16 protein-coding genes are annotated in these 19,603 nt (G+C 69.7%); 12 read left to right on the forward strand and 4 right to left on the reverse strand.

Going from position 1 to position 19,603, the window contains the following annotated elements:
* The first annotated feature begins 4 nt into the window (after positions 1–4).
* From AB0B45_RS44205 to AB0B45_RS44235, 7 genes are all read left to right on the forward strand, one after another.
* On the forward strand, positions 5–769 hold the full coding sequence (locus tag AB0B45_RS44205; protein WP_358143836.1) for a polysaccharide deacetylase family protein: 765 nt from the start codon (positions 5–7) through the stop codon (positions 767–769).
* Positions 766–1,860: a glycosyltransferase gene (locus AB0B45_RS44210; RefSeq protein WP_358143838.1), complete on the forward strand. Its 1,095-nt coding sequence runs from the start codon at positions 766–768 to the stop codon at positions 1,858–1,860. The genes AB0B45_RS44205 and AB0B45_RS44210 overlap by 4 nt, the downstream gene beginning before the upstream one ends.
* Positions 1,861–1,862: 2 nt before the next feature.
* A complete protein-coding gene (locus tag AB0B45_RS44215; RefSeq protein ID WP_358143839.1) occupies positions 1,863–2,468 on the forward strand; it encodes a hypothetical protein in 606 nt (201 codons plus the stop codon).
* 11 nt (positions 2,469–2,479) lie between these two features.
* Positions 2,480–4,108 carry a glycosyltransferase gene (locus AB0B45_RS44220; RefSeq protein WP_358143841.1) on the forward strand — a complete coding sequence of 543 codons (1,629 nt, stop codon included), beginning with the start codon at positions 2,480–2,482 and terminating at the stop codon, positions 4,106–4,108.
* 1,133 nt (positions 4,109–5,241) lie between these two features.
* Complete coding sequence (locus tag AB0B45_RS44225) at positions 5,242–6,327, forward strand: ATP-grasp domain-containing protein (protein WP_358143842.1); 1,086 nt, start codon at positions 5,242–5,244, stop codon at positions 6,325–6,327.
* A gap of 63 nt (positions 6,328–6,390) precedes the next feature.
* Positions 6,391–7,551: an NAD(P)-binding domain-containing protein gene (locus AB0B45_RS44230; RefSeq protein WP_358143927.1), complete on the forward strand. Its 1,161-nt coding sequence runs from the start codon at positions 6,391–6,393 to the stop codon at positions 7,549–7,551.
* Between the two features lie 67 nt (positions 7,552–7,618).
* Positions 7,619–9,370, forward strand: a complete 1,752-nt coding sequence (locus AB0B45_RS44235) for a GEVED domain-containing protein (protein WP_358143843.1) — start codon at positions 7,619–7,621, stop codon at positions 9,368–9,370.
* A 69-nt stretch (positions 9,371–9,439) separates the two neighbouring features.
* On the opposite strand, the gene AB0B45_RS44240 is transcribed toward AB0B45_RS44235, so the two are convergent.
* The 4 genes from AB0B45_RS44240 to AB0B45_RS44255 all read right to left on the reverse strand — a co-directional run bounded on the left by AB0B45_RS44240 (position 9,440) and on the right by AB0B45_RS44255 (position 12,803).
* Positions 9,440–10,087 carry a response regulator transcription factor gene (locus AB0B45_RS44240; RefSeq protein ID WP_358143845.1) on the reverse strand — a complete coding sequence of 216 codons (648 nt, stop codon included), beginning with the start codon at positions 10,085–10,087 and terminating at the stop codon, positions 9,440–9,442.
* Positions 10,075–11,313, reverse strand: a complete 1,239-nt coding sequence (locus tag AB0B45_RS44245) for a sensor domain-containing protein (RefSeq protein ID WP_358143846.1) — start codon at positions 11,311–11,313, stop codon at positions 10,075–10,077. The genes AB0B45_RS44240 and AB0B45_RS44245 overlap by 13 nt, the downstream gene beginning before the upstream one ends.
* Before the next feature lie 102 nt (positions 11,314–11,415).
* Complete coding sequence (locus AB0B45_RS44250; RefSeq protein ID WP_358143848.1) at positions 11,416–12,027, reverse strand: TetR/AcrR family transcriptional regulator; 612 nt, start codon at positions 12,025–12,027, stop codon at positions 11,416–11,418.
* A complete protein-coding gene (locus AB0B45_RS44255) occupies positions 12,024–12,803 on the reverse strand; it encodes an oxidoreductase (RefSeq protein ID WP_358143849.1) in 780 nt (259 codons plus the stop codon). The genes AB0B45_RS44250 and AB0B45_RS44255 overlap by 4 nt, the downstream gene beginning before the upstream one ends.
* Positions 12,804–12,857: 54 nt before the next feature.
* On the opposite strand from AB0B45_RS44255, the gene rph reads away from it, so the two are divergent.
* From rph to AB0B45_RS44280, 5 genes are all read left to right on the forward strand, one after another.
* Positions 12,858–15,470: a rifamycin-inactivating phosphotransferase gene (gene rph / locus AB0B45_RS44260; protein ID WP_358143851.1), complete on the forward strand. Its 2,613-nt coding sequence runs from the start codon at positions 12,858–12,860 to the stop codon at positions 15,468–15,470.
* A gap of 244 nt (positions 15,471–15,714) precedes the next feature.
* On the forward strand, positions 15,715–16,878 hold the full coding sequence (locus tag AB0B45_RS44265; RefSeq protein ID WP_358143852.1) for an FAD-dependent monooxygenase: 1,164 nt from the start codon (positions 15,715–15,717) through the stop codon (positions 16,876–16,878).
* A 219-nt stretch (positions 16,879–17,097) separates the two neighbouring features.
* Positions 17,098–17,889, forward strand: a complete 792-nt coding sequence (locus tag AB0B45_RS44270) for a glycoside hydrolase family 16 protein (protein WP_358143854.1) — start codon at positions 17,098–17,100, stop codon at positions 17,887–17,889.
* A 117-nt stretch (positions 17,890–18,006) separates the two neighbouring features.
* Positions 18,007–18,540, forward strand: coding sequence for a hypothetical protein (locus tag AB0B45_RS44275; RefSeq protein ID WP_358143855.1), 534 nt, complete (start codon positions 18,007–18,009; stop codon positions 18,538–18,540).
* Positions 18,541–18,567: 27 nt separating this feature from the next.
* Entirely contained in the window at positions 18,568–19,584 is a 1,017-nt protein-coding gene (locus AB0B45_RS44280; protein WP_358143857.1) for a hypothetical protein, read from the forward strand.
* Positions 19,585–19,603: the final 19 nt, after the last annotated feature.

The following is a 19,603-nucleotide window of genomic DNA, read 5'->3' on the forward strand; positions in this document are numbered from 1 at the left end:
GTTCATGTACCACTCTGTGACGAAGTACGACAGTGACCCGCTGCTCGTCACCGTCTCACCCGACCGGTTCGCCACCCAGATGCGCTGGCTCGCGGCTCGCGGGCTGCGCGGGGTCTCGATGCGCGACCTGCTCGCCGCCCAGCGGTCAGGTACGGCAGGCCGCCTGGTCGGGCTCACCTTCGACGACGGCTACGCCGACTTCGCCGCCGAGGTCGTCCCCGTTCTGCTCGACCACGGATTCACCGCCACCGTGTTCCCCGTGGCGGGCGAGCTCGGCGGGTTCAACACGTGGGACGCCTCCGCGGGATACCCCCGCAAGCCGCTCATGGACGCCGACGACGTCCGCAGGATGTCCGACCTCGGCATGGAGGTCGGCTCGCACACGGTCGGGCACCGCTCGCTGACCACGCTGGCCGACGACGCACCCAGGGTGGCCCACCTCGGCGTCGAGGTCGGCTCGCACACGGTCGGGCACCACTCGCTGACCACACTGGCCGACGACGAGCTCAGGCATGAGCTGGTGGCGAGCAAGGCGGCGCTGGAGGAGATCGTCGGCGCCGAGGTGACGGGCTTCTGCTACCCGTACGGTCACGTCGGCGCCCGCGAGGTGGCCGCCGTCCGCGAGGCGGGCTACCACTACGCCTGCGCCATCTGGAAGTCCGAGATCAGCGGGATGCACGCGCTGCCGCGCACCTACGTCGGCGACCGCGACGGCGCGCTGCGCCTGCATGCCAAGCGGCTGCGACACCGGATGCGGTGGTGGTCATGAAGGTCCTGCACGTCATCACCGGGCTGGCCACCGGGGGCGCCGAGCAGCAGCTGCGCGCGCTGCTGCCGCACATGAGCGCGCGGTGCGAGGTCGCGGCGCTGACGGGGCTCGGCATGGTGGCGGAGGCCATCAAAGAGATGGGCATCCCCGTCCACAGGCTCGACATGCGGGGCAACCGCGACCTGCGCGCGGTCGGGCGGCTTGCCAGGCTGATGCGCGCGGGCCGCTACGAGGTGGTGCACACGCACCTGTACCGCGCCTGCGTCTACGGCAGGCTGGCCGCGCGGCTGGCCAACGTCCCCGCGATCGTCGCCACCGAGCACTCGATCGGACACGAGCAGATCGAGGGACGGCGCATCACCATGCCGATCAGGCAGCTCTACCTGGCCAGCGAGCTGCTCGGCCACGCCACCGTGGCGGTGTCCCCCACCGTGGCCGACCGGCTGACCGCGTGGGGGATACCGCGCTCGCGCATCGTGGTGATCGCCAACGGCATCGACAGCGCCGCGTTCGGCTACGACCCACGGCTGAGGGAACAGACCCGCGCCAGGCTGGGCCTGCCCATGGACGCGTTCGTGGTGGGCGGGGTCGGCCGCCTCGAACCCGGCAAGCGGTTCGACCTGCTCGTCGAGGCCATGAAGGGCCTGGAGGAAGCCGTCCTGTTGCTGGTGGGCACGGGATCGGTCAGGCAGCGGCTCGAGGATCTCACCCGCGCGCTCGGGGTCGAGCGGCGGGTGGTCTTCGCCGGCGAGTCGGCCGACATGCGGGCCATGCTCTCGGCGATGGACGTGCTGGCCGCGCCCTCTCAGGAGGAGACGTTCGGGCTCGCCGTCGTCGAGGCGCTCGCCGCGGGTCTGCCCGTCCTCTACGACACCTGCCCCGCCATCGACGACCTGCCCTGTGACGCGGCGCCGGGAGCGCGGCGCGTCGCGCAGGGCGGGCTGGGCGCCGAGATCAGGGCGCTGGCCGCGGAGCGGCCCGCCAGGTTGGCGCCTCCTGGAGCCGTCCGGCTCTACGACATCCGACACCAGGCCGACCAACTGGAAGCGCTCTACCGACGTCTGCTGGGCGCCGGGGCGAACGAGGAGTAGCGATGACACGGAAGCATGCTGGGGTGAAGCGGTGGCTGGCGCAATGGTGGCTACCACTGTCGCTTCTGCTCGGAGTGCTGGCGGGGCTTTTCTACTCGCTGGCCAGGGAACCCGTCTACAGCTCCGACGCCTACGTGGTGGTCGTGGCGAAGGGAGACACGGCCCAGGCTGTGCGTTTCGCACAGGCCTACACCAGAATCGCCGTACAACCCGGCCTCATCACCAGCGACGAGCAGGCGCGCACGTCGTTGAGCGCGTCGGCCTCGCCCGACGCGCCGCTCATCAGGCTCACCGCGCTGGCCCCGACCGCGCGTGAGGCGGCCGACCGGGCCAACCAGGCCGCCGCGGCGCTGATCCTCTATGCCGACGGGCACACGGCCGACACCGATGTGCGTCTGACCAGCTTCGCCAGCGCCTCGGTCGCGGCCTCGCCGTCGTCGCCCGTGCTGCTGGTCAACGTGGCCGTCGGGGCCGCCGCGGCGGTGCTCATCGTCGGGCTCGCCTATCTGGCAGCGCCGTACATGCTCTCCCGGCCCAAGCCGGAGGAGCAGGCCCCCATCGCGAACGAGGCGGAGAAGGCTCTGGCGATGAGCGGGGCGGAGTCATGAGGACCGATCAGGTGAGCCCACGGGTCCTGCACGTGACGCAGCCCGTGGACGGCGGCGTGGGCGCCTACGTGGCCGCGGTGGCGGCGGACCAGGTGCGGCGCGGCTGGCAGGTCGCGGTCGCGTGCCCAGAGGAGGGACCGCTGCGCGAGCGGCTGGCCGAGCTGGAGGTCCCGTGGCTCGACTGGCCCGTGGGGCGGTCGCCCGGCCCGCGTGACCTAGCCGCGATCCGGCGGCTCGGCCGGCTGATCGCCGCGTTCGGGCCGGACGCGGTGCACCTGCACTCGGCGAAGGCGGGGCTGGTCGGCAGGGCCGCGATCCGCGGCAGGATACCCACCCTCTTCCAGCCCCACGGCTGGTCGTGGCTGGCCGCCCGCGGCCCGGTCGCCAGGGCCGCGCTGGCGTGGGAGCGCCGTGCCGCACGCTGGGCGGACCTGCTCGTGTGCGTGGGCGAGGGAGAGTCGGTGCTCGCCCAGCAGAACGGCGTGCGGGGCAACCTGGTGGTCGTGCGCAACGGCGTGGACCTGCGCCGGTTCCACCCCGCAGACAAGGAGGAGCGGGCCACCGCGCGGGAGCGCCACGGCGTCCTCTGGTCGGCCCCGCTGGCCGTGTGCGTCGGCAGGATCACCCGCCAGAAGGGGCAGGACCTGCTGCTGTCGGCGTGGGAACTGGTCATGGAGAGGTGCGGGGAGGCCAGGCTCGCGATCGTGGGCGACGGCGACCTGTTCGACGAGCTGCGCTCACTGGACACCCCCGGCGTCCAGTTCGTGGGCGCCGTGGCCGACGCCCGCCCCTGGTACGCCGCCGCCGACGTGGTGGTCCTCCCCTCACGCTGGGAGGGGCTGCCGTTGACCGCCCTCGAGGCCATGGCCACGGGGCGGTCGCTGGTCGTCTACGACGTGCCCGGCTTGACCGAGGTGGTCGGCGAGGGCACGGGCGCCGCCGTACCGGCCGAAGACGTCTTGGCACTCGCCGAGGCCTTGCTCTTCCGGTTCGCGCAGCCGGGGCTCGCGGCGGCCGAGGGGCGCGCCGCCGCGGCGCGATCCGCCTCGTTCGACGTCGCGGTCGCCTTCGGCGAGCTCGCCGAGCACACCTTGCGGCTGGTGGGCTTGACCGCCCCGGCCGCCGCCGGCGGGGTGGGCGGCGGCGCGGGCACCGGCTTCGGGACCGCGCTGGCGGGAGCCACCGCGGCCGCCGCCGCGGGCGGGGTGGGCGGCGGCGCCGGCATCGGCTTCGGGACCGCGGGCTTGTCGGCGACCTGCGCCTGTGCCGCGAGGACCGGCGCCGCAGGCGTCGGCGTGAACGGCTTGGGCGTCAGCGGTGCGGGCGTGAAAGGCGTCGGCGTGTACGGCGCCGTGATGAACGGCGCCAGCGTGACCGTCGTACCCGCGGGCGGAATGAACGGCGCCGCGGTCGACGGGGCCGTCGTCGACGGGGTCGTCGCGACCGAGCTCGGCGTCTCCGGCTTGGCGGAGGGCGGCGTCGGTGTGCCGGAAGCCGTTCCGAGCGGGCTCGGCGTCGACGGCGACGGCGTCGCTACCGGCGGCGTGGGCGTCACGGGCGCCTGCGGCCGCAACCGCTTGCGGAACAGCGCCGACGAGCGCGGGTTCGACGAGCACTGCCAGACACCGTGCGGACAGTAGTCGGAGATCGAGTGATACACCACGTCGTGCTCGGCGATCCAGTCGAGCATCTGCCGCACGTACTCGGGGCGGTCTCCGTAGTCGAAGAGCCCCCACTCGGGGAACGAGATGGGCTTCCCGTGCGCCTTCGCGAAGTCGGCCTGCGCCTGCAGCCCGTACGGCTGCTCCACGTAGTCGGAGAAGTCCGTCCCAGGGCCGAGGTCGTAGTTGTCCATGCCGATGATGTCGACCACGTCGTCGCCCGGGTAGCACCTCGTCCACGCGATCGCGTCGTGCCCGCGGGCCGGCGCGAAGTCGAAGCGGAATCGCTGCCCCGGCGTCGCGCGCATCGCCGTGACGATGCGCCGCCAGTAGCTCTGCCACGCCGCCGGATCGGGGCTGCACCGGTGGGAGTAGGTGCTGCCGTTCATCTCCCAGCCGAGCACGATGATGGTGTCGCCCGCGCCGGCGGCCACCAGCTTCTGCGCCAGGCGCTCGTAGAACGGGTCGAACGCGCCGTTCGCGCCCGCGCGGAGCAGCACGGACACATCGGAGTCCGGCATCTCACTCTCGTTCGGGGTGATCATCGGCACGTTCAGCGCCAGGATCCGGCCCGGCTTGGCGGCGCGCCAGCGAGTCCACGGATCGAGGATGAAGCCGGGGCCCTCCAGGGACCCCCAGATCTCCCCCGGCAGATAGGTGCGCCCGACGGTCACCTGGGTGCCCAGCCAGGACTCGAAACCGGGCAACCTGGCGGGGCCCCGTCCGTCGGAGGAGAGGAAAACACCGAGCGCGGCGGGCTTTCGCGCGGGCTCCTCGCGCGGCGCACCGTTGACCCGCGTGCCCGTGGTGAACCACGCCACAGCAGCCGATCCCGCGACTATCGCGAAAAGGCAGCGAACGTATCCCTTTTTGGCGGTCATTACGCACGTCCCCATATGTCGTCTCAGGTCTCACCCTATATACCCAAGTCACTGAGATGACCAATATCCAGCCCGCGAGTTGCAGGGAATGCCCGAGATGAGGCATTTGATTTTTGGAGTGGAACGCAGAACATGCTCGATTCAACCGTTCCCGCACTGGTGCTGCGGCGGGACGACAATATCTTTCATCACGGGACACTCGGTGCCATTCGCTCGCTCGGCAGAGCCGGCGTGGAAGTGCACGGGCTCATCGAGGGCAGGCACGCGCCGGTCTCCCGGTCGAAATATCTCAGCCGTATGTACACCTGGCCGCAGAGAGGGGGAATCGTCGAGACGCTGACCTCGGTGGCCGAGCGGATCGGGCGCAAGGCCGTGCTCGTCGCCATGGACGACGCCGGCGCCATCGCGGTCGCCGAGCACACCACCGAGCTGCGCCCCTACTTCCTGCTGCCCGACCAGGCGCCGGGGCTGCCCCGCTCGCTCGCCGACAAGGCCAGGCTCTCGACCTTGTGCGCCTCTCTCGGCGTGGCGCACCCCGAGACCCGCATCGTGACCCGCGAGGACGAGATCACCTCCGCCGTCACCGACCTCGGCCTCCCGCTGGTGGCCAAGTGGGCGCAGCCGTGGCTGCTCCCCCGCGATTCCGGCCTGCGCAACACCAGTCTGATCCACCAGCCCGAGGACGCCGTCGGACTTCTCGACCACGGCGGCGACTGCGACCTGCTCCTGCAGCGCTTCGTACCCGGAGGACCCGCGTCCGACTGGTTCTTCCACGGCTACTACGACCAGGGCTCCACCTGCCTGTTCAGCGGCACGGGAAGGAAGGAGCGCGCCTACCCGCCCGGCGCAGGACTGACCACGTACGGCAGGGCGCTGCCCAATCCCACGATCGAGGACGTGGCCAACACGATGGCGGCCGCGCTCGGCTACCGAGGCGTCCTGGACATCGACTTCCGTTACAACACCGACGAGGACGTGTACTACCTTCTCGACTTCAATCCGCGTCTCGGCGCGCAGTTCCGGCTGTTCGGCGACAGTCGCGGCGTCGATCTCGTCCGCGCCATGCACCTGCATCTGTCGGGACGGCGGGCGATCGCCAGCCGCGCCCTCCACGGGCGCACCTTCCTCGTCGAGAACTACGACGTGTATCCCGCGTTCCGCGTCGGACGCGAACGAACGTGCTCCGCGTGGCTGCGTGCCATGCGCGACGCCGACGAGCTCGCCTGGCTATCTGGGGACGATTTCTGGCCCTTCGTGGCAATGGTTAGACAGTCGATAAAGCGTGCCTTTACTCGCCTGGCGAGGGGCCGGAAATAGGCTTTTGTGTACCTACGAACAGGAGGGGAAGTTTTGGAGACGCCGGTCATAGACGTGGCAATTGTGGGCGCAGGTCCCTATGGACTCTCGGTGGCCGCCCACGCGCTCGCAGCCGGGCTCGAAGCGCGTGTTTTCGGGCAGCCCATGCGAGCATGGGAATGGCACATGCCACGCGGAATGCTGCTGAAATCCGAGCCGGACGCCTCCCATCTGGGCGATCCCGACCGGCGGTACGGTCTCGACGCCTTCCGCCGCTACTCCTACGGCGAGCCCATCCCGTTGGAGACGTTCGTCGCCTACGGCAAGTGGTTCCGCGAGCAGACGGTCAGGGACGCGCTCGACGAGTCGACGGTGACCGAGATCGGCACAGAGGGCGGGCTGTACACCGTCGCCCTGTCGTCCGGTGCCCGCGTGCGGGCCAGGACCGTCGTGCTCGCACTCGGTTTCCTGCCGTTCGCATACCGGCCGACCGCGCTGGCCGAGCTGCCGCCCGAGGTGTCGTCGCACAGCTCCGACCACCACGACCTGTCGGCCTTCGCCGGCAAGCACGTGGCCGTCCTGGGCGCGGGCCAGTCGGCGCTCGAGACCGCGACGCTGCTCGTGGAGGCGGGCGCCAAGCCTCGCATCGTCGCCAGGACCAGGTCGCTGGTCTGGAACGCCACACCCAGCGGCCAGCGCTCGATCATCTCCCGCACGCTGGCCCCACGCTCGGGGCTCGGCTCGGGGTGGCGGTCCCTTGTGTGGGCCGAGATGCCAGGCACCGTCAGGTACCTGCCGAAGGGGGCCCGCAACCACATCGTGCGCACCACGCTGGGACCCGCGGGCTCGTGGTGGCTCAGGGAGCGCTTCGACGGCGCCGTTCCCGTGACGCTGGGCGTGCGGCTGGCGGGCGCCGACCATCGCGGGGGCGTACGGCTGCACCTGACCACCGGCCAGGGCAAGGTCGAAACGCTCGAGACCGAGCACGTGATCGCCGCGACCGGCTACCAGGTGGACGTAGGGAGAATCGACATCCTCGACCCGAACGTGCGGCGACGCATCCGCTCGGCGGGCCCGACGCCGCGGCTGTCGAGGACCTTCGAGACCCCGATGACAGGGCTCTACCTGGTCGGGCTCGCGGCGGCCGCCACGTTCGGCCCCGCCATGCGGTTCGTCCACGGCTGTGACTTCGCCGCGAGGCGGGTCACCCGTGGCTTGGTGAGCCAGGTGCGCAAGTCCGCTTGATTTTTCCTAAGACCTGGGTGAGAAGAACAGGGGATCGAAATTGGTTGTGCGTGTAGTCCTCGCCAGTGTGACCGCGGCATTCGTCGGGGCGGCGGGAATCGTTCCCCTCGCCTACGCCGGCGGATCGCCTGCGGCGTTCATCAACTCATCGACCGAGGCCACGGGCGACACCCCGTCCGGCGTGCTGGTCACCATACGCAAGACGATGCTCAACGGGACCCGGGTGGGTTCCGCCAGGGTGTCGCCTTCCGATCCCGCGGCTCCGGCCGACGAGTACCTGAGCCCCGTCAACGCCAAGGCGGACGCGGGAATCATCGACCGTTACGAGGACTTCAGGGTCAACGTCAACGGCTGGAGTGACGTCGCCGAGCTGACGTTCACCTTCTCCAGGCCGGTGCGCGACCCGCGCCTGCACGTGTTCGGCACCGGGGGCGCGGCCGAGGACGCCTTCGGCAGGCGCGACGACTACTGGGCCGGAGTGGAGCTGGTCGGTGGGGCGCCCACCATGCCCAGGTTCTCCAACGCGGCCGGATTCCCCGGATACGTCGTCACAGACACCACGATCGCGCCCGAGCGGGTCACCAGGACCACCCCCACCACCTGCGGTGTGGTCTACACCTGCGGGACCGTCCAGGTGAACGGCACCATCACCTCGTTCACGATCAGGTTGCGCGCCCGCAACGTGCGCACGCTGGGCGACGCGGGCGGCGCGCACCTGTGGGGCGCCTTCAAGCTGTCGCTGTACGAGGACGACTCCGACGCGCCGACCTCGTACGGCGCCGCCACCCACACCATCACCGACGCCTTCATCGGCCAGGACACGACGGCCGACAACGTCGACACGCTGAGCTTCGATCCGCGAGCACTGCGGCAGAACTCCGACACCGACGACGCGTTGCCGCAGGGCACCAGCCTGGGGCTGCAGGGCAACGCCACCACGTACTCGCTGATCGTCCCCGTGCGGGCCCGTTCGGCCGCCGAGCTGGCGGGGTGGATCGACTTCGACCGCAACGGCAGGTTCGACGCGGAGGAGAGGGCGCACGCGCAGGTCGAGCACGGAGCCGACTTCGAGAGGCTGACCTGGAACGTTCCATCCACAGTCGTGCCGGGGAGCACGTGGCTGCGCCTCCGCATGGCCGCCACGTCAGCCGGGGTGGAGCAGCCGACGGGATGGGCCGACAGCGGCGAGGTCGAGGACTACCCGTTCGGGCTGGCGAGGCGCGAGGCCGTCACACCGAAGGCCGAGCCGCCCACGATCGAACCGCCGACTGCCGAACCGCCCATGGTCGAGCCGCCCAGGGTCAGCCCGCCGAGGGCGGAGCCGCCCAGGATCAGCCCGCCGACGGTCGAAAGGCCGAGGCAGGAGCGGCCCAGGGAAGACGACCGGTCCAGAGCCGATCGGCGCAGGCCCGACGCCGACCGGCCCAAGCGCGAGATCCCCAAGCCCGACAAGCCGGCGCGCGGCGGGGTGAGGCGCGACCATGACGACAGGCACAAGCGAGCCGAGGGCAGGGACAACCGCGCCGATTCCAGGCGCGAGCAGGACGACGAGGCCAAGCGCCGCCGGGCCGACGCCGAGGCGAAGGCCAGGCGCGAGCGGGCCGACGCCGAGGCGAAGGCCAGGCGCGAGCGGGCCGACGCCGACGCGGCGGCCAGGCGCGAGCGGGCCGACGCCGACGCGGCGGCCAGACGTGAGCGCGCCGAGGCCGACCCGAGGGCCAGGTCGCTCGACTCGCCATGGGAGCAGAGCGAGCTCACGCCGCCCAGCGACACGGAGTACACGCCGTTCCTCGACACCGAGGAGATCCCGGACTACTGACAACCGTAGAAGGTTCTGAGCGAGGCCCGCATCCCGATGCGGGCCTCGCTTCCGTTTTCCTGCCTCCCGTCACGGCTGGCTGTTGAGGAAGGCGAGCACGGCCAGGACCCTGCGATGTCCGCCGTCGGCCACCGGCAGGCCGAGCTTGGCGAAGATGTTGCCGATGTGCTTGTGCACGGCGTTGTCCGTGATGAACAGCCGCTTGCCGAGCTCGGTGTTGCCGAGCCCCTCCGCCATCAGCGCGAGCACCTCCCGCTCGCGGTTGGTGAGCGCGTCGATGGCGTTCTTTCCGGTGCCCGCCATGAGCTGGGCGATGACCTCGGGGTCCATGACCGTGCCGCCCTCGGCGACCCTGCGCAGGCCGTCGACGAACTCGCCGACCCTGCTCACCCTGTCCTTCAGCAGGTAGCCGACGCCGCCCTTGCCGTCCGACAGGAGCTCGCGGGCGTACACCTTCTCGACGTACTGCGACAGGACGAGGACCGGCATGCCGGAGTTTGCCTGCCGTACCTCCAGCGCGGCCCTGATCCCCTCGTCGCGGAACGAGGGCGGCAGCCGTACGTCGGCGATCACGGCATCGGGCTCGTGCCGTTCGACGGCTTCCATCAGGCCTGGGCCGTCGGTGACGACAGCGGCCACCTCGATGCCCTTGGTGCCGAGCAGCAGCTCGAGACCGGCCGAGAGCAGCACGTTGTCCTCGGCGATCACGACGCGCACGGCAACTCCACCGTGATCGCGGTCGGCCCGCCCGCCGGGCTCTGGACGAGCACGGTGCCGTCGAGCGCGGCCGCCCTGCGCCTGATGCCGACGATGCCGGTGCCGCGGCTCTCGTCCACCCCGCCGATCCCGTCGTCGGTGACCTCGACGAGCAGCCTGTCGTCATGCCTGCTCAGCCGTACCAGCGCGCGGGTCGCGCCGCTGTGCTTGGCGGCGTTGGTGAGGGACTCGGCCACGATGAAGTATGCGGCGGCCTCGACGGCCGCGGGCAGTCTGCCGAGCGGGCCGAGCTCCACCTCGGTGGTGACGCCCGCGCGCGCGGCCACCGCCGCGATCGCGCCTTCGAGGCCGCGGTCGGCGAGGATGGGCGGATACATCGTGCGGATCACGTCGCGCAGCTCGGTCATGGCCTCCTCGGTTCCCTCGTGGGCCTCCTTGAGCAGGGCGGCAACCGTTCCCGTGTCGTCGTCGAGCGCCTCCCTCGCCACGCCCAGCCGCATCGCGATGGACACGAGCCTGGCCTGGGTGCCGTCGTGCAGATCCCGTTCGATACGGCGGAGCTCGGCGCCGTGGGCGTCGAGCACGCCCGCCCTGCTCTCGGTCAGCTCGTCGACGCGCTCGGTGAGCTGGTCCTCCACCGAGGGCTCCAGCGCCGTCATGCAGTGGCGCGCGTGGAAGCGCGACACACGCGGCAGCGCCCACCAGGCCAGCGCCCCCGTGAGGGCGATCTGCGCGCCGCCCATGGCGAACGCGCTCTCCCAGCTGCGCACCGGCATGGACAGCAGCAACCGCAGCGGGTCACCCTCAGGGAACAGCCACCACAGCGGGGCGCCGACCAGCGTGGCGACAGTCGTGCCCACGCAGAACAGCGCGAGTAGCCCGGCGGGCAGGCCGATCGCCACGTGTTGCAGCGCCCACAGGAGGTCGCGCCTGCTCTCCCGGTCGAGCACCTGCTTCCACCGCGCGCGGATCCCCTTGGCGAGGCTCGTCCGCCGCGGCGGCAGCGACACGCCCAGCAGCGCGGCCGCCCGACGCCGATGCCACTCGGCCCACCGGCGCAGGCCCATCATCATCGGAGGGAACACCACCAGCCCGAGCCCACCGAATGCCGTGGTCAGGACCCCGATGGCCAGCAGCGGCAGGACGACCATGGTGGCCATCGCCGCCGGAAGGCCAATCAGAAGATACTGACCTCCGCGCCACATTTGTCTGGTTCGATCGCGCATGCCGCCCAGTCTGACGGACACCAGGACCGCGCACACTACAGCGGACTGCACCTCTGCCGGCCGACGGGAAGCCGTGGCCGCGCCGCCCGCCGTACGGGACGGTCACCTCGCGGCCCGCTGACGGCCCTGGTCGTATCCGGTCTGTTTCAGAACGGCGATGAAGAAGGCGCTGATGTCGGCGGCGGTCACGGTGTCCGGATAGGCGCCGAGATGGTGGAGGATCGCGCCGTTGAGGATCTGCTGGAGGATCTCCGGGTTCGTGTCCGGCGGGAGCCGTCCCTCGTCGCGGGCCCGCGCCAGCGTGGCGAGTTCGGCCGAAGCCCTGCGGCCGCCCTGGGAGTCGCGGTAGGACCGGAGGAGCTCGGGGTGGTCGTCCACCGCGCCGTAGAGGCGGCGCAGCATGCGACGATGCCGCGGCCTGCTGAGATAGCTCGCCATGTCGTGCACCATCAGGGAGAGGTCGGGCCAGTCCGGGGCGCCGGGGTCGTGGTCGCGATGCTCGGCTTCGATCGCCTGGATCAGCAGGGTGGTCTTGTCGGGGAACCTCCGGTAGACGGTGGCCCTGGTCACCCCGGCGCGCTGGGCGACCTGTTCGATGCTCGTACGGCCCGCGCCGCGCTCGATCATCAGATCGAGAGCGGCGGAGAGGATGGCGGAGTCGGCCTCCTGGCTGCGCGGCCGCCCTGGGGCTCGACGGGCGCCGGTCTTCCTCACCTCTTCGTGACCAGCCTGTCGAAGGCCCGGTCGGGCAGGAGCCTGTTGAGCCACAGGACGGTCCTGGCCAGGTGGCCGACCGGATGACGCGGCTTGGGATGCGTGGACTCGACCGCCTTCCTGATGGCCGTCGCGACCACGGCGGGATCCGAGCCTCCCGTCGAGGCCTCCGCCCGCCGCGCCATCGCCTGCGCGAGGTCGCGGTAGGCGCCGCGCCCCGAGATCTCGCGGATGTCCTGCTCGAACTCCGTCTTGATGAGTCCGGGCTGGATGAGCGCCACGTCGATGCCGAACGCCTCGACCTCCTGGCGGAGCGAGTCCGTGAGCGCCTCGAGCGCGTGCTTGGAGGCGTGGTACCAGCCGCCGAGCGGCAGCGAGATCTCGCCGGCGATCGACGAGACGTTGACGATCGAGCCCGAGCCCCGCGCCCTCATGTGCGGCAGCACCAGCCTGGTCAGGTGCGCCACCCCGAAGAGGTTGACGTCGAACAGGTGGCGCGCCCTGTCGAGCGACACGTCCTCGACGGCTCCGTACAGCCCGATCCCGGCGTTGTTGACGAGGACGTCGATGCGGTGCTGCTCGTCCAGGACCGTGCGCACGGCGCGCTCGACCTCGGCCGGGTTCGTGACGTCCATGGCGAGGGCGTGGCCGCCGGGCACCTGGTGAACGCGGCGGGCCGCGCCGTACACGATGTGGCCGGCCCGCGCGAGCTCCAGCGCGGTGGCGCGGCCGATCCCCGATGAGGCTCCGGTGATGAGGCAGATCTTCGCGGTCATATATTTACAATACAGCACTGTTCTGTATTGTATCTAGGCGGAAGGGAGTCAGCCATGAGTGCCTACGTGCTCGGTTTCCACGAGATCGACAAGACCCTGCTCACCGTGGTCGGAGGGAAGGGAGCCAACCTCGGAGAGCTGTCCTCGATCGACGGGGTCCGGGTGCCCGACGGGTTCTGTGTCACCACCGAGGCCTACCGGGCGGCGGTGGAGCGGGACCCCGCGATCAGCCGGCTCATCGACGGGCTGTCCGGCCTGCGGGCCGACGACCGGACGGCGATCGCCGGCGCGTGCGCGCACCTGCGCGCGGCCATCGAGGGCCTGCCGATACCAGGCGAGCTCGAGCGGGACATCGTCGCGCGGCTCGACGACGGCGTGGCCTACGCGGTACGGTCCAGCGCCACCGCCGAGGACCTGCCGTCGAACTCCTTCGCTGGGCAGCAGGACACCTATCTGAACGTCCGAGGGCCCGCCGACGTGGTCCGTGACGTCAGGCGATGCTGGGCGTCGCTGTTCACCGACCGCGCCGTGGCGTACCGCATCAGGAGCGGTTTCGACCATCGCGCCGTCATGGTGTCGGTGGCCGTCCAGCGGATGGTCTTCCCCGTGGCGGCCGGCATCATGTTCACCGCCGACCCCGTCACGTCCAACCGCACGGTGGTGTCCATCGACGCGGGGTTCGGCCTCGGGGAGGCGCTGGTCTCCGGGCTGGTCAACGCCGACACCTACCGGGTGAAGGCAGGCCGCGTCGTCGAGCGGCACGTCTCCACCCAGACCAAGGAGCTCTACGCCGCGCCGGACGGCGGCACCAGGGAGCGGCCCGTCGAGACCGCCCGCCAGAACGCGCAGACCCTGAGCGACGAGCAGATCCTGCAGCTCGAACGCCTCGGGCGGCGGATCGAGGCCCATTTCGGCAGTCCCCAGGACATCGAATGGGGCCTGGACGGCGGCGTGTTCCACGTTCTCCAGAGCCGCCCCATCACCACGCTCTACCCGGTGCCCGTCACCCACGACGGCAAGAACCACGTCTACATGTCGTACGGTCACCGGCAGATGATGACCGACGCCTTCACCCCCCTCGGCCTGTCGTTCTTCCTCCTCCTGGACGAGTGCCTGGGCCGCCCGCCGATGAGCGTCGCGGGCGGCCGGTTCTACAAGGACATGTCCCACGAGCTCTCCTCCCCCATGACCAGGGCGGTCACCCTGAAGAGCCTGGGCCAGGTGGACGTCCTGATGGCCAATGCCCTGCGCACGGTGATGAGCAGGAAGGACTTCGCCCGCTCGCTGGCGCGCGGCAAGGCGTCGGTGATGAACTTCGGCAAGGGCGGCCCGCTGCCGATGGCCCGGCAGTACCTCAAACTCGCCAGGGAGGACGACCCGCGCGTCGTCCCCGAACTCATCGCACAGAACGAGCGGTCCGTCGAGGCCCTGCGGCAGGCGATCGCCGGCAGGTCGGGCGACGACGTCTTCGCGTTCATCTTCGAGGACCACCGCGAGCTGACCGACATCATGTTCGAGCCGCGGAGCGTGGCGGCCGCGTTCCTCGGCATCCAGTCGGCGAACTGGGTCAACAAGCACATGCAGGCGTGGCTGGGTGTGAAGAACGCCGCCGACGCCATCGCCCAGTCCGCCGACCACAACGTCGTGGCCGCCATGGGGCTCGAGCTGCTGGACGTCGCCGACGTCGTACGGCAGTGCCCAGCGATGGCCGCCTACCTGGAGCGGGCCGAGCGGGACACCTTCTTCGACGGCATGGCCGGACTGGACGGCGGCGACCGCGTGCGCCGCGCCATCGAGGACTACCTGCACAAGTACGGCATGCACTGCTCCGGCGACATCGACATCACCAGGACGCGGTGGAGCGAGGACCCGACGCTGCTCGTCCCGATCATCCTCGGCAACGTCAAGAACTTCCCGCCGGGAGCCCGCCAGGCCAAGATCGAGCAGGGACGCCTCGAAGCCGAGCGCACGATGACCGAGCTCCTGTCCCGCCTCAGCGGGCGGAAGGCGAAGAAGGCGGCGAAGCACATGAGCCGGCTGCGCCACTTCATCGGCTACCGGGAGTACTCCAAGCACGCCTGCCTGCAGCGCTACGGGCTCTACAAGCGGGCGCTGATGGAGGAGGCGAGAAAGCTGGTCGCCCAGGGCCTGCTCGAGAGCCCGGAGGAGGCGTACTTCCTGTCCCTGGAGGAGTTCAGGGAGGTGGTGCGGACCGGGCGGCTCGACCACACGGTCATCACCGAGCGGCGGGACGCCTTCGAGGGGTACCAGAAGCTCACCCCGCCGCGCGTGATGACCTCGGACGGCGAGGTGATCTCCGGCGAGTACGACACGGGCGCCCTGCCCGAAGGCGCCCTCGCGGGCATCGCGGTGTCGTCAGGCGTGGTCGAGGGCCGCGCCAGGGTCGTCATGAACCTGGAGGACGCCGACGTGCGGGAGGGCGACATCCTCGTCACGGTCTACTCCGACCCGAGCTGGTCGCCGCTGTTCGTCTCGGTGAAGGGCGTCGTGCTGGAGGTGGGAGGCGTGATGACCCACGGAGCCGTGATCGCACGAGAGTACGGCCTGCCCGCCGTGGTCGGCGTCGAGGGCGCCACGACCCGCATCCGCGACGGCCAGCTCATCAGGGTGAACGGCTCCGACGGCTACGTGGAGGTGCTGGCGTGACGCACGGGGTGCGCACACCGGAACAACAGACGCTGAGCCGCAGGGAGCTCGAGGTGCTCGGGCTCATCGCCCGCGGCGCGACCAACACGTGACGGCCTGACGCGATCCAAAGGCCGCGCCGCGCGAGCCGGACCCATTGGCCATCTCCTGACCGGCTGCTCAGCAGGGGGGAGACCGTCCCGACGTGCACCATCTGCTACTCTATGCTCCTAATTGATTACATTACGTTACTACGGGAGCCAGTGTGAAAGTCGCCTGCGTCGGTGGCGGACCCGCCAGCCTGTACTTCTCGATCATGATGAAGCGGGTGGACCCGTCCCATGACATCACCGTCTACGAACGCCACCCAGCCGGGTCGACATATGGCTGGGGCGTGACCTACTGGGACAACGTGCGCAACAGTCTCCACAGCACCGACCCCGAGTCCGCGCGCGCCATCAGCGAGAGCTCGGTCCGCTGGGACGGCTGGGTCGTGCACGTCCACGACCGCACGACGGTAACCGTCCAGCACGGGGACGAGGGCTTCGGCATCGGCCGGCACCGGCTGCTCGGCATCCTCGCCGAGCGGGCCCGCTCCCTCGGCGTGCGCATCGAGTTCGAGCGCGAGATCGCCGACGCGAACGAGCTGGCCGAGGCCGACCTCGTCGTCGCCGGCGACGGCGCCAACAGCGTGCTGCGCGAGCGCCACGCCGACCACTTCGGCTCCGAGGTCGCGGTCGGGCGGAACACCTACATGTGGGTCGGCACCACCAAGATCTTCGACTCCTTCACCTTCGCCTTCGTCGAGACCCCGCACGGCTGGATCTGGTGCTACGGCTACGGCTTCAGCAAGGACCACAGCACCTGCGTCATCGAGTGCTCCCCCACTACCTGGAGGGGACTCGGGCTCGACCAGGCGAACGAGGCCGACAGCCTGGCCCTGCTGGAGAAGCTCTTCGCCGACCTGCTGGACGGGCACCCGCTGATCGGCCGGGCGCAGGCCGACGGCAGCGCGCACTGGCTGAACTTCCGCACCCTGACCAACCGGACGTGGTACCACGACAACCTCGTCCTGCTCGGGGACGCCGCGCACACCACGCACTACTCCATCGGGGCGGGCACCGCCCTCGCGATGGGGGACGCCGCCTTCCTGGTCACCGCGCTGCACGGAGACACGCGGCTCCAGCCCGCCCTCGCCCGCTACGAGAAGGAACGCAAAGCCGCGATCCTGTCCATCCAGCGAGAGGCCCGCTTCAGCGCCCGGTGGTACGAGAACCTCCCGCGCTACATCAACCTGCCACCGTCACAGATGTACGCGCTGCTCGGCCGGCGGCACTCCCGGCTGCTTTCGCACGTCCCGCCGCGGCTGTACTACCGGATCGACCAGATGACCGGCTGGCTGGGCTCGAAGGTCGCGCGTCACCGCTGAAGGCGCTCGATCTTCATCTTCACCCCCGCCGACCCGGAAGCGGCAGACGTGCTGAAGGACGTCCGCATTGCTGCCAATCGGCCGCTAAAGACCAATACCCGCAGGCCAAAGAGGTGCGCACCTACTTGTGCGAACGGCAAACAGACCACCCGGACACTGTCGACACAGGTTTCCACTTCAGGCGGCGAATCAATGATTCGCCAGAGAAAGGCGGGAACCATGTGGTTCATACGATTCCTGGCAGTGATGTCGGCCCTCACCATGAGTTCTGCCGAGCGCACGGTCCCCGGAGACGTCGAGCCCGTCGGGCCCGGCGGGCGATGGACGCTCACGTTCCGGGACGAATTCGATGGATCGGCTGTTGACGGGTCCAAGTGGGAGCATCGCTCGACGGCCGAGTCCGACTGGTCCGACGAGCCGTACGGCACCGGCAATCCGGACAGCAAGCAACTGGGGTTCGACCATCCCGGAAACTGCTCCGTGGCCGGCGGAGCGCTGACCATCACGGCCAGGCCCGACAGCATCCGGTCCCAGTCCGGGAACTGGTACGGATGGTCCAGCTGCCTGATCACCTCCACCGGGCCCGAGGGCTACACCTTCCGGTACGGGTACGTCGAGATCAGGGCGACGCTTCCCTCGCCTCCGGGGTTCTGGCCGTCGTTCTGGACCTGGCAGTCGGCCGACAACGAGCAGCGGACCGAGACGGACGTCTTCGAGTACTTCTCCGACAACCGCCGGCACCTGTATCTCACCTGGCACTGGGACAGCGACGACGGGTGCATCCACACGCCCCGCTTCGATCCGAGCGCCGGCATGCACGTCTATGGTGCCGACATCCGCGAGTCGGGGACGGACTTCTACGTCGACGGGGAACGGGTGTGTCACGCGTCGGGCACGCCTGCGGGCCCGGTCAACCTGGTGGTGAGCAACTTCGTGTACGCCGGGAGGCCTCCCGCGTCGGGGTCGGTGGGACGCATGGTGGTGGACTACGTCCGCGCGTGGCAGAGGTAGGAGCGCCTCCCGAAGCCGCGCAACGATGGTGACAGACACCGCATTATGGGATAATTCTCCCAATCGGGCCACTTTCGGCCTCTCCCCCATTGAGCTTGACGACGGAGAGGGACGGCCATGGAGATCAAGCCGCAGGCGGTCGTCATCCCGAAGGAGACCGACCATCTGGAGCAAGGGAAGTACGGCCCCGTCTACCCGCGCACCCCGGCGTGTTACGGGTTCACCATCGTCGCGAATGTCAAACCGGGCCGGGCCGATGCCATGCGAGAGTACGGCAACACGCTCGCCAAGGCGCTGGAAGGCGATCCGTATCTCCTCGCGCCGCTCAAGCTGCACTACCTGCGCTGGGTGCTCTTCGACGACGACACGCGCTTCATGTATCAGGGGATCTTCGACACCGACTTCGACAAGTACACCGAGGACGCCATCGCGCTGTTCACCAAGTCTGGGGTGAGTACGGCCTTCGAGAACCTCGAAGGCTTCCCCGAGGACTGGAAGATTAACCCCGAAGCGTTCATCAAATTCGTCCGCGAGCATCACTGCCCGAGCTTCATCGAGTACGGCGAGTATCCGTACTACACCGCCGACGAGATCAAGAAAGCTCTGCGGATCAAGAGCGCCATGTCGGAGATGCTCGACCAGCTGCAGTGACAGCCGCCAGCGCCACCCGGAGACGAGATGAGCGAATTCAGAACGGCGCGCACCTACAACCAGAACCACGTACCTCGCCAGTACATCCCCGGCCGGCGGCGGTTGAGCATCTACGTCGCATGGAGCTATCCGGCCGAGGCGGGCAGGAACCCAGCCGAGCTGGACAACCGGTTCTCCACGATGACCGAAGTGCGCCGCGTGACCTGGCCGGCCTACGAGGACCCGAAATGGTCGGATCCGCTGCGGTTCCAGCAAGGCATCGCGGGCGGGCTGGAGCTGTTCTTCTGGGGCTGGCTGCCCTTCCAGCAGTTCGTCCAGGAGACCACCGGATACCCCGTGCCCGTGTACCAACGCGTCGACCAGGCCGGATTCCACACCCCCCTGGACGAGCGAGTGCTGGCCGACACCGACACCCTGTTCGTGTGGGGACTGGATCACATGATCACCGGGCAGGACGCCTCGCCCGAGGAGATCGAGGCCGTACGCGACTTCCTCACCCGTGAAGGAACCTGCCTGGCCCTGGGACCGCATCACGACGTCGGCGCATCGGACGACATGGCGGTGCGCGACATCGAGTATCACCACCACGGTGACGCGCTGGTGCCCCGCCAGCAACGCTTCGGCAGGTACACCCGATCGCTGATGGCAGGCCTGGGGGTGCCCGTTGAGAACCGCTACGGTCTGCGTCCGGCGGTGACGGAAGGGAACAAGAGCGCCCCTCTGTCCATCGCCAGGGACCTGGACACCAAGGGGTGGCTGGAAGGCGTGTCCAGCTTCAACTTCCACATGCACCTGCCGCACTATGCCGTGACCACCGACGACCCGGACCTCATCCACGTGCTGGGCAGACAGCCGATCGACATGTCCAGGCCGCATCCCTTCACCGAGGCGGGAAACACCGAGTTCAACATGTTCCTGTGGATGCCGCCCAGCGGTGACCGGGCAGGCGACGTGATCTTCGCCGACACCACGATCTTCAGCTCGCTGTTCGGCGTCGACGAGAGCCTGCGCACCTTCTGGAACAACATCGTCTCAGTGAAGTAGCGCCGTAGGAGGCGAGGTC

Origin of the sequence: Nonomuraea sp. NPDC049152, from assembly GCF_040648355.1 — a bacterium.
GTDB lineage: Bacteria > Actinomycetota > Actinomycetes > Streptosporangiales > Streptosporangiaceae > Nonomuraea.

Excerpts from the sequence above, each read along its gene's own strand:
- AB0B45_RS44275 (WP_358143855.1), top strand. The coding sequence starts at position 18,007 with ATGGAGATCAAGCCGCAGGCGGTCGTCATCCCGAAGGAGACCGACCAT.
- rph (WP_358143851.1), top strand. The coding sequence starts at position 12,858 with ATGAGTGCCTACGTGCTCGGTTTCCACGAGATCGACAAGACCCTGCTC.
- AB0B45_RS44215 (WP_358143839.1), top strand. The coding sequence starts at position 1,863 with ATGACACGGAAGCATGCTGGGGTGAAGCGGTGGCTGGCGCAATGGTGG.
- AB0B45_RS44210 (WP_358143838.1), top strand. The coding sequence starts at position 766 with ATGAAGGTCCTGCACGTCATCACCGGGCTGGCCACCGGGGGCGCCGAG.
- AB0B45_RS44270 (WP_358143854.1), top strand. The coding sequence starts at position 17,098 with ATGTGGTTCATACGATTCCTGGCAGTGATGTCGGCCCTCACCATGAGT.
- AB0B45_RS44205 (WP_358143836.1), top strand. The coding sequence starts at position 5 with ATGTACCACTCTGTGACGAAGTACGACAGTGACCCGCTGCTCGTCACC.
- AB0B45_RS44280 (WP_358143857.1), top strand. The coding sequence starts at position 18,568 with ATGAGCGAATTCAGAACGGCGCGCACCTACAACCAGAACCACGTACCT.
- AB0B45_RS44255 (WP_358143849.1), bottom strand. The coding sequence starts at position 12,803 with ATGACCGCGAAGATCTGCCTCATCACCGGAGCCTCATCGGGGATCGGC.
- AB0B45_RS44245 (WP_358143846.1), bottom strand. The coding sequence starts at position 11,313 with ATGCGCGATCGAACCAGACAAATGTGGCGCGGAGGTCAGTATCTTCTG.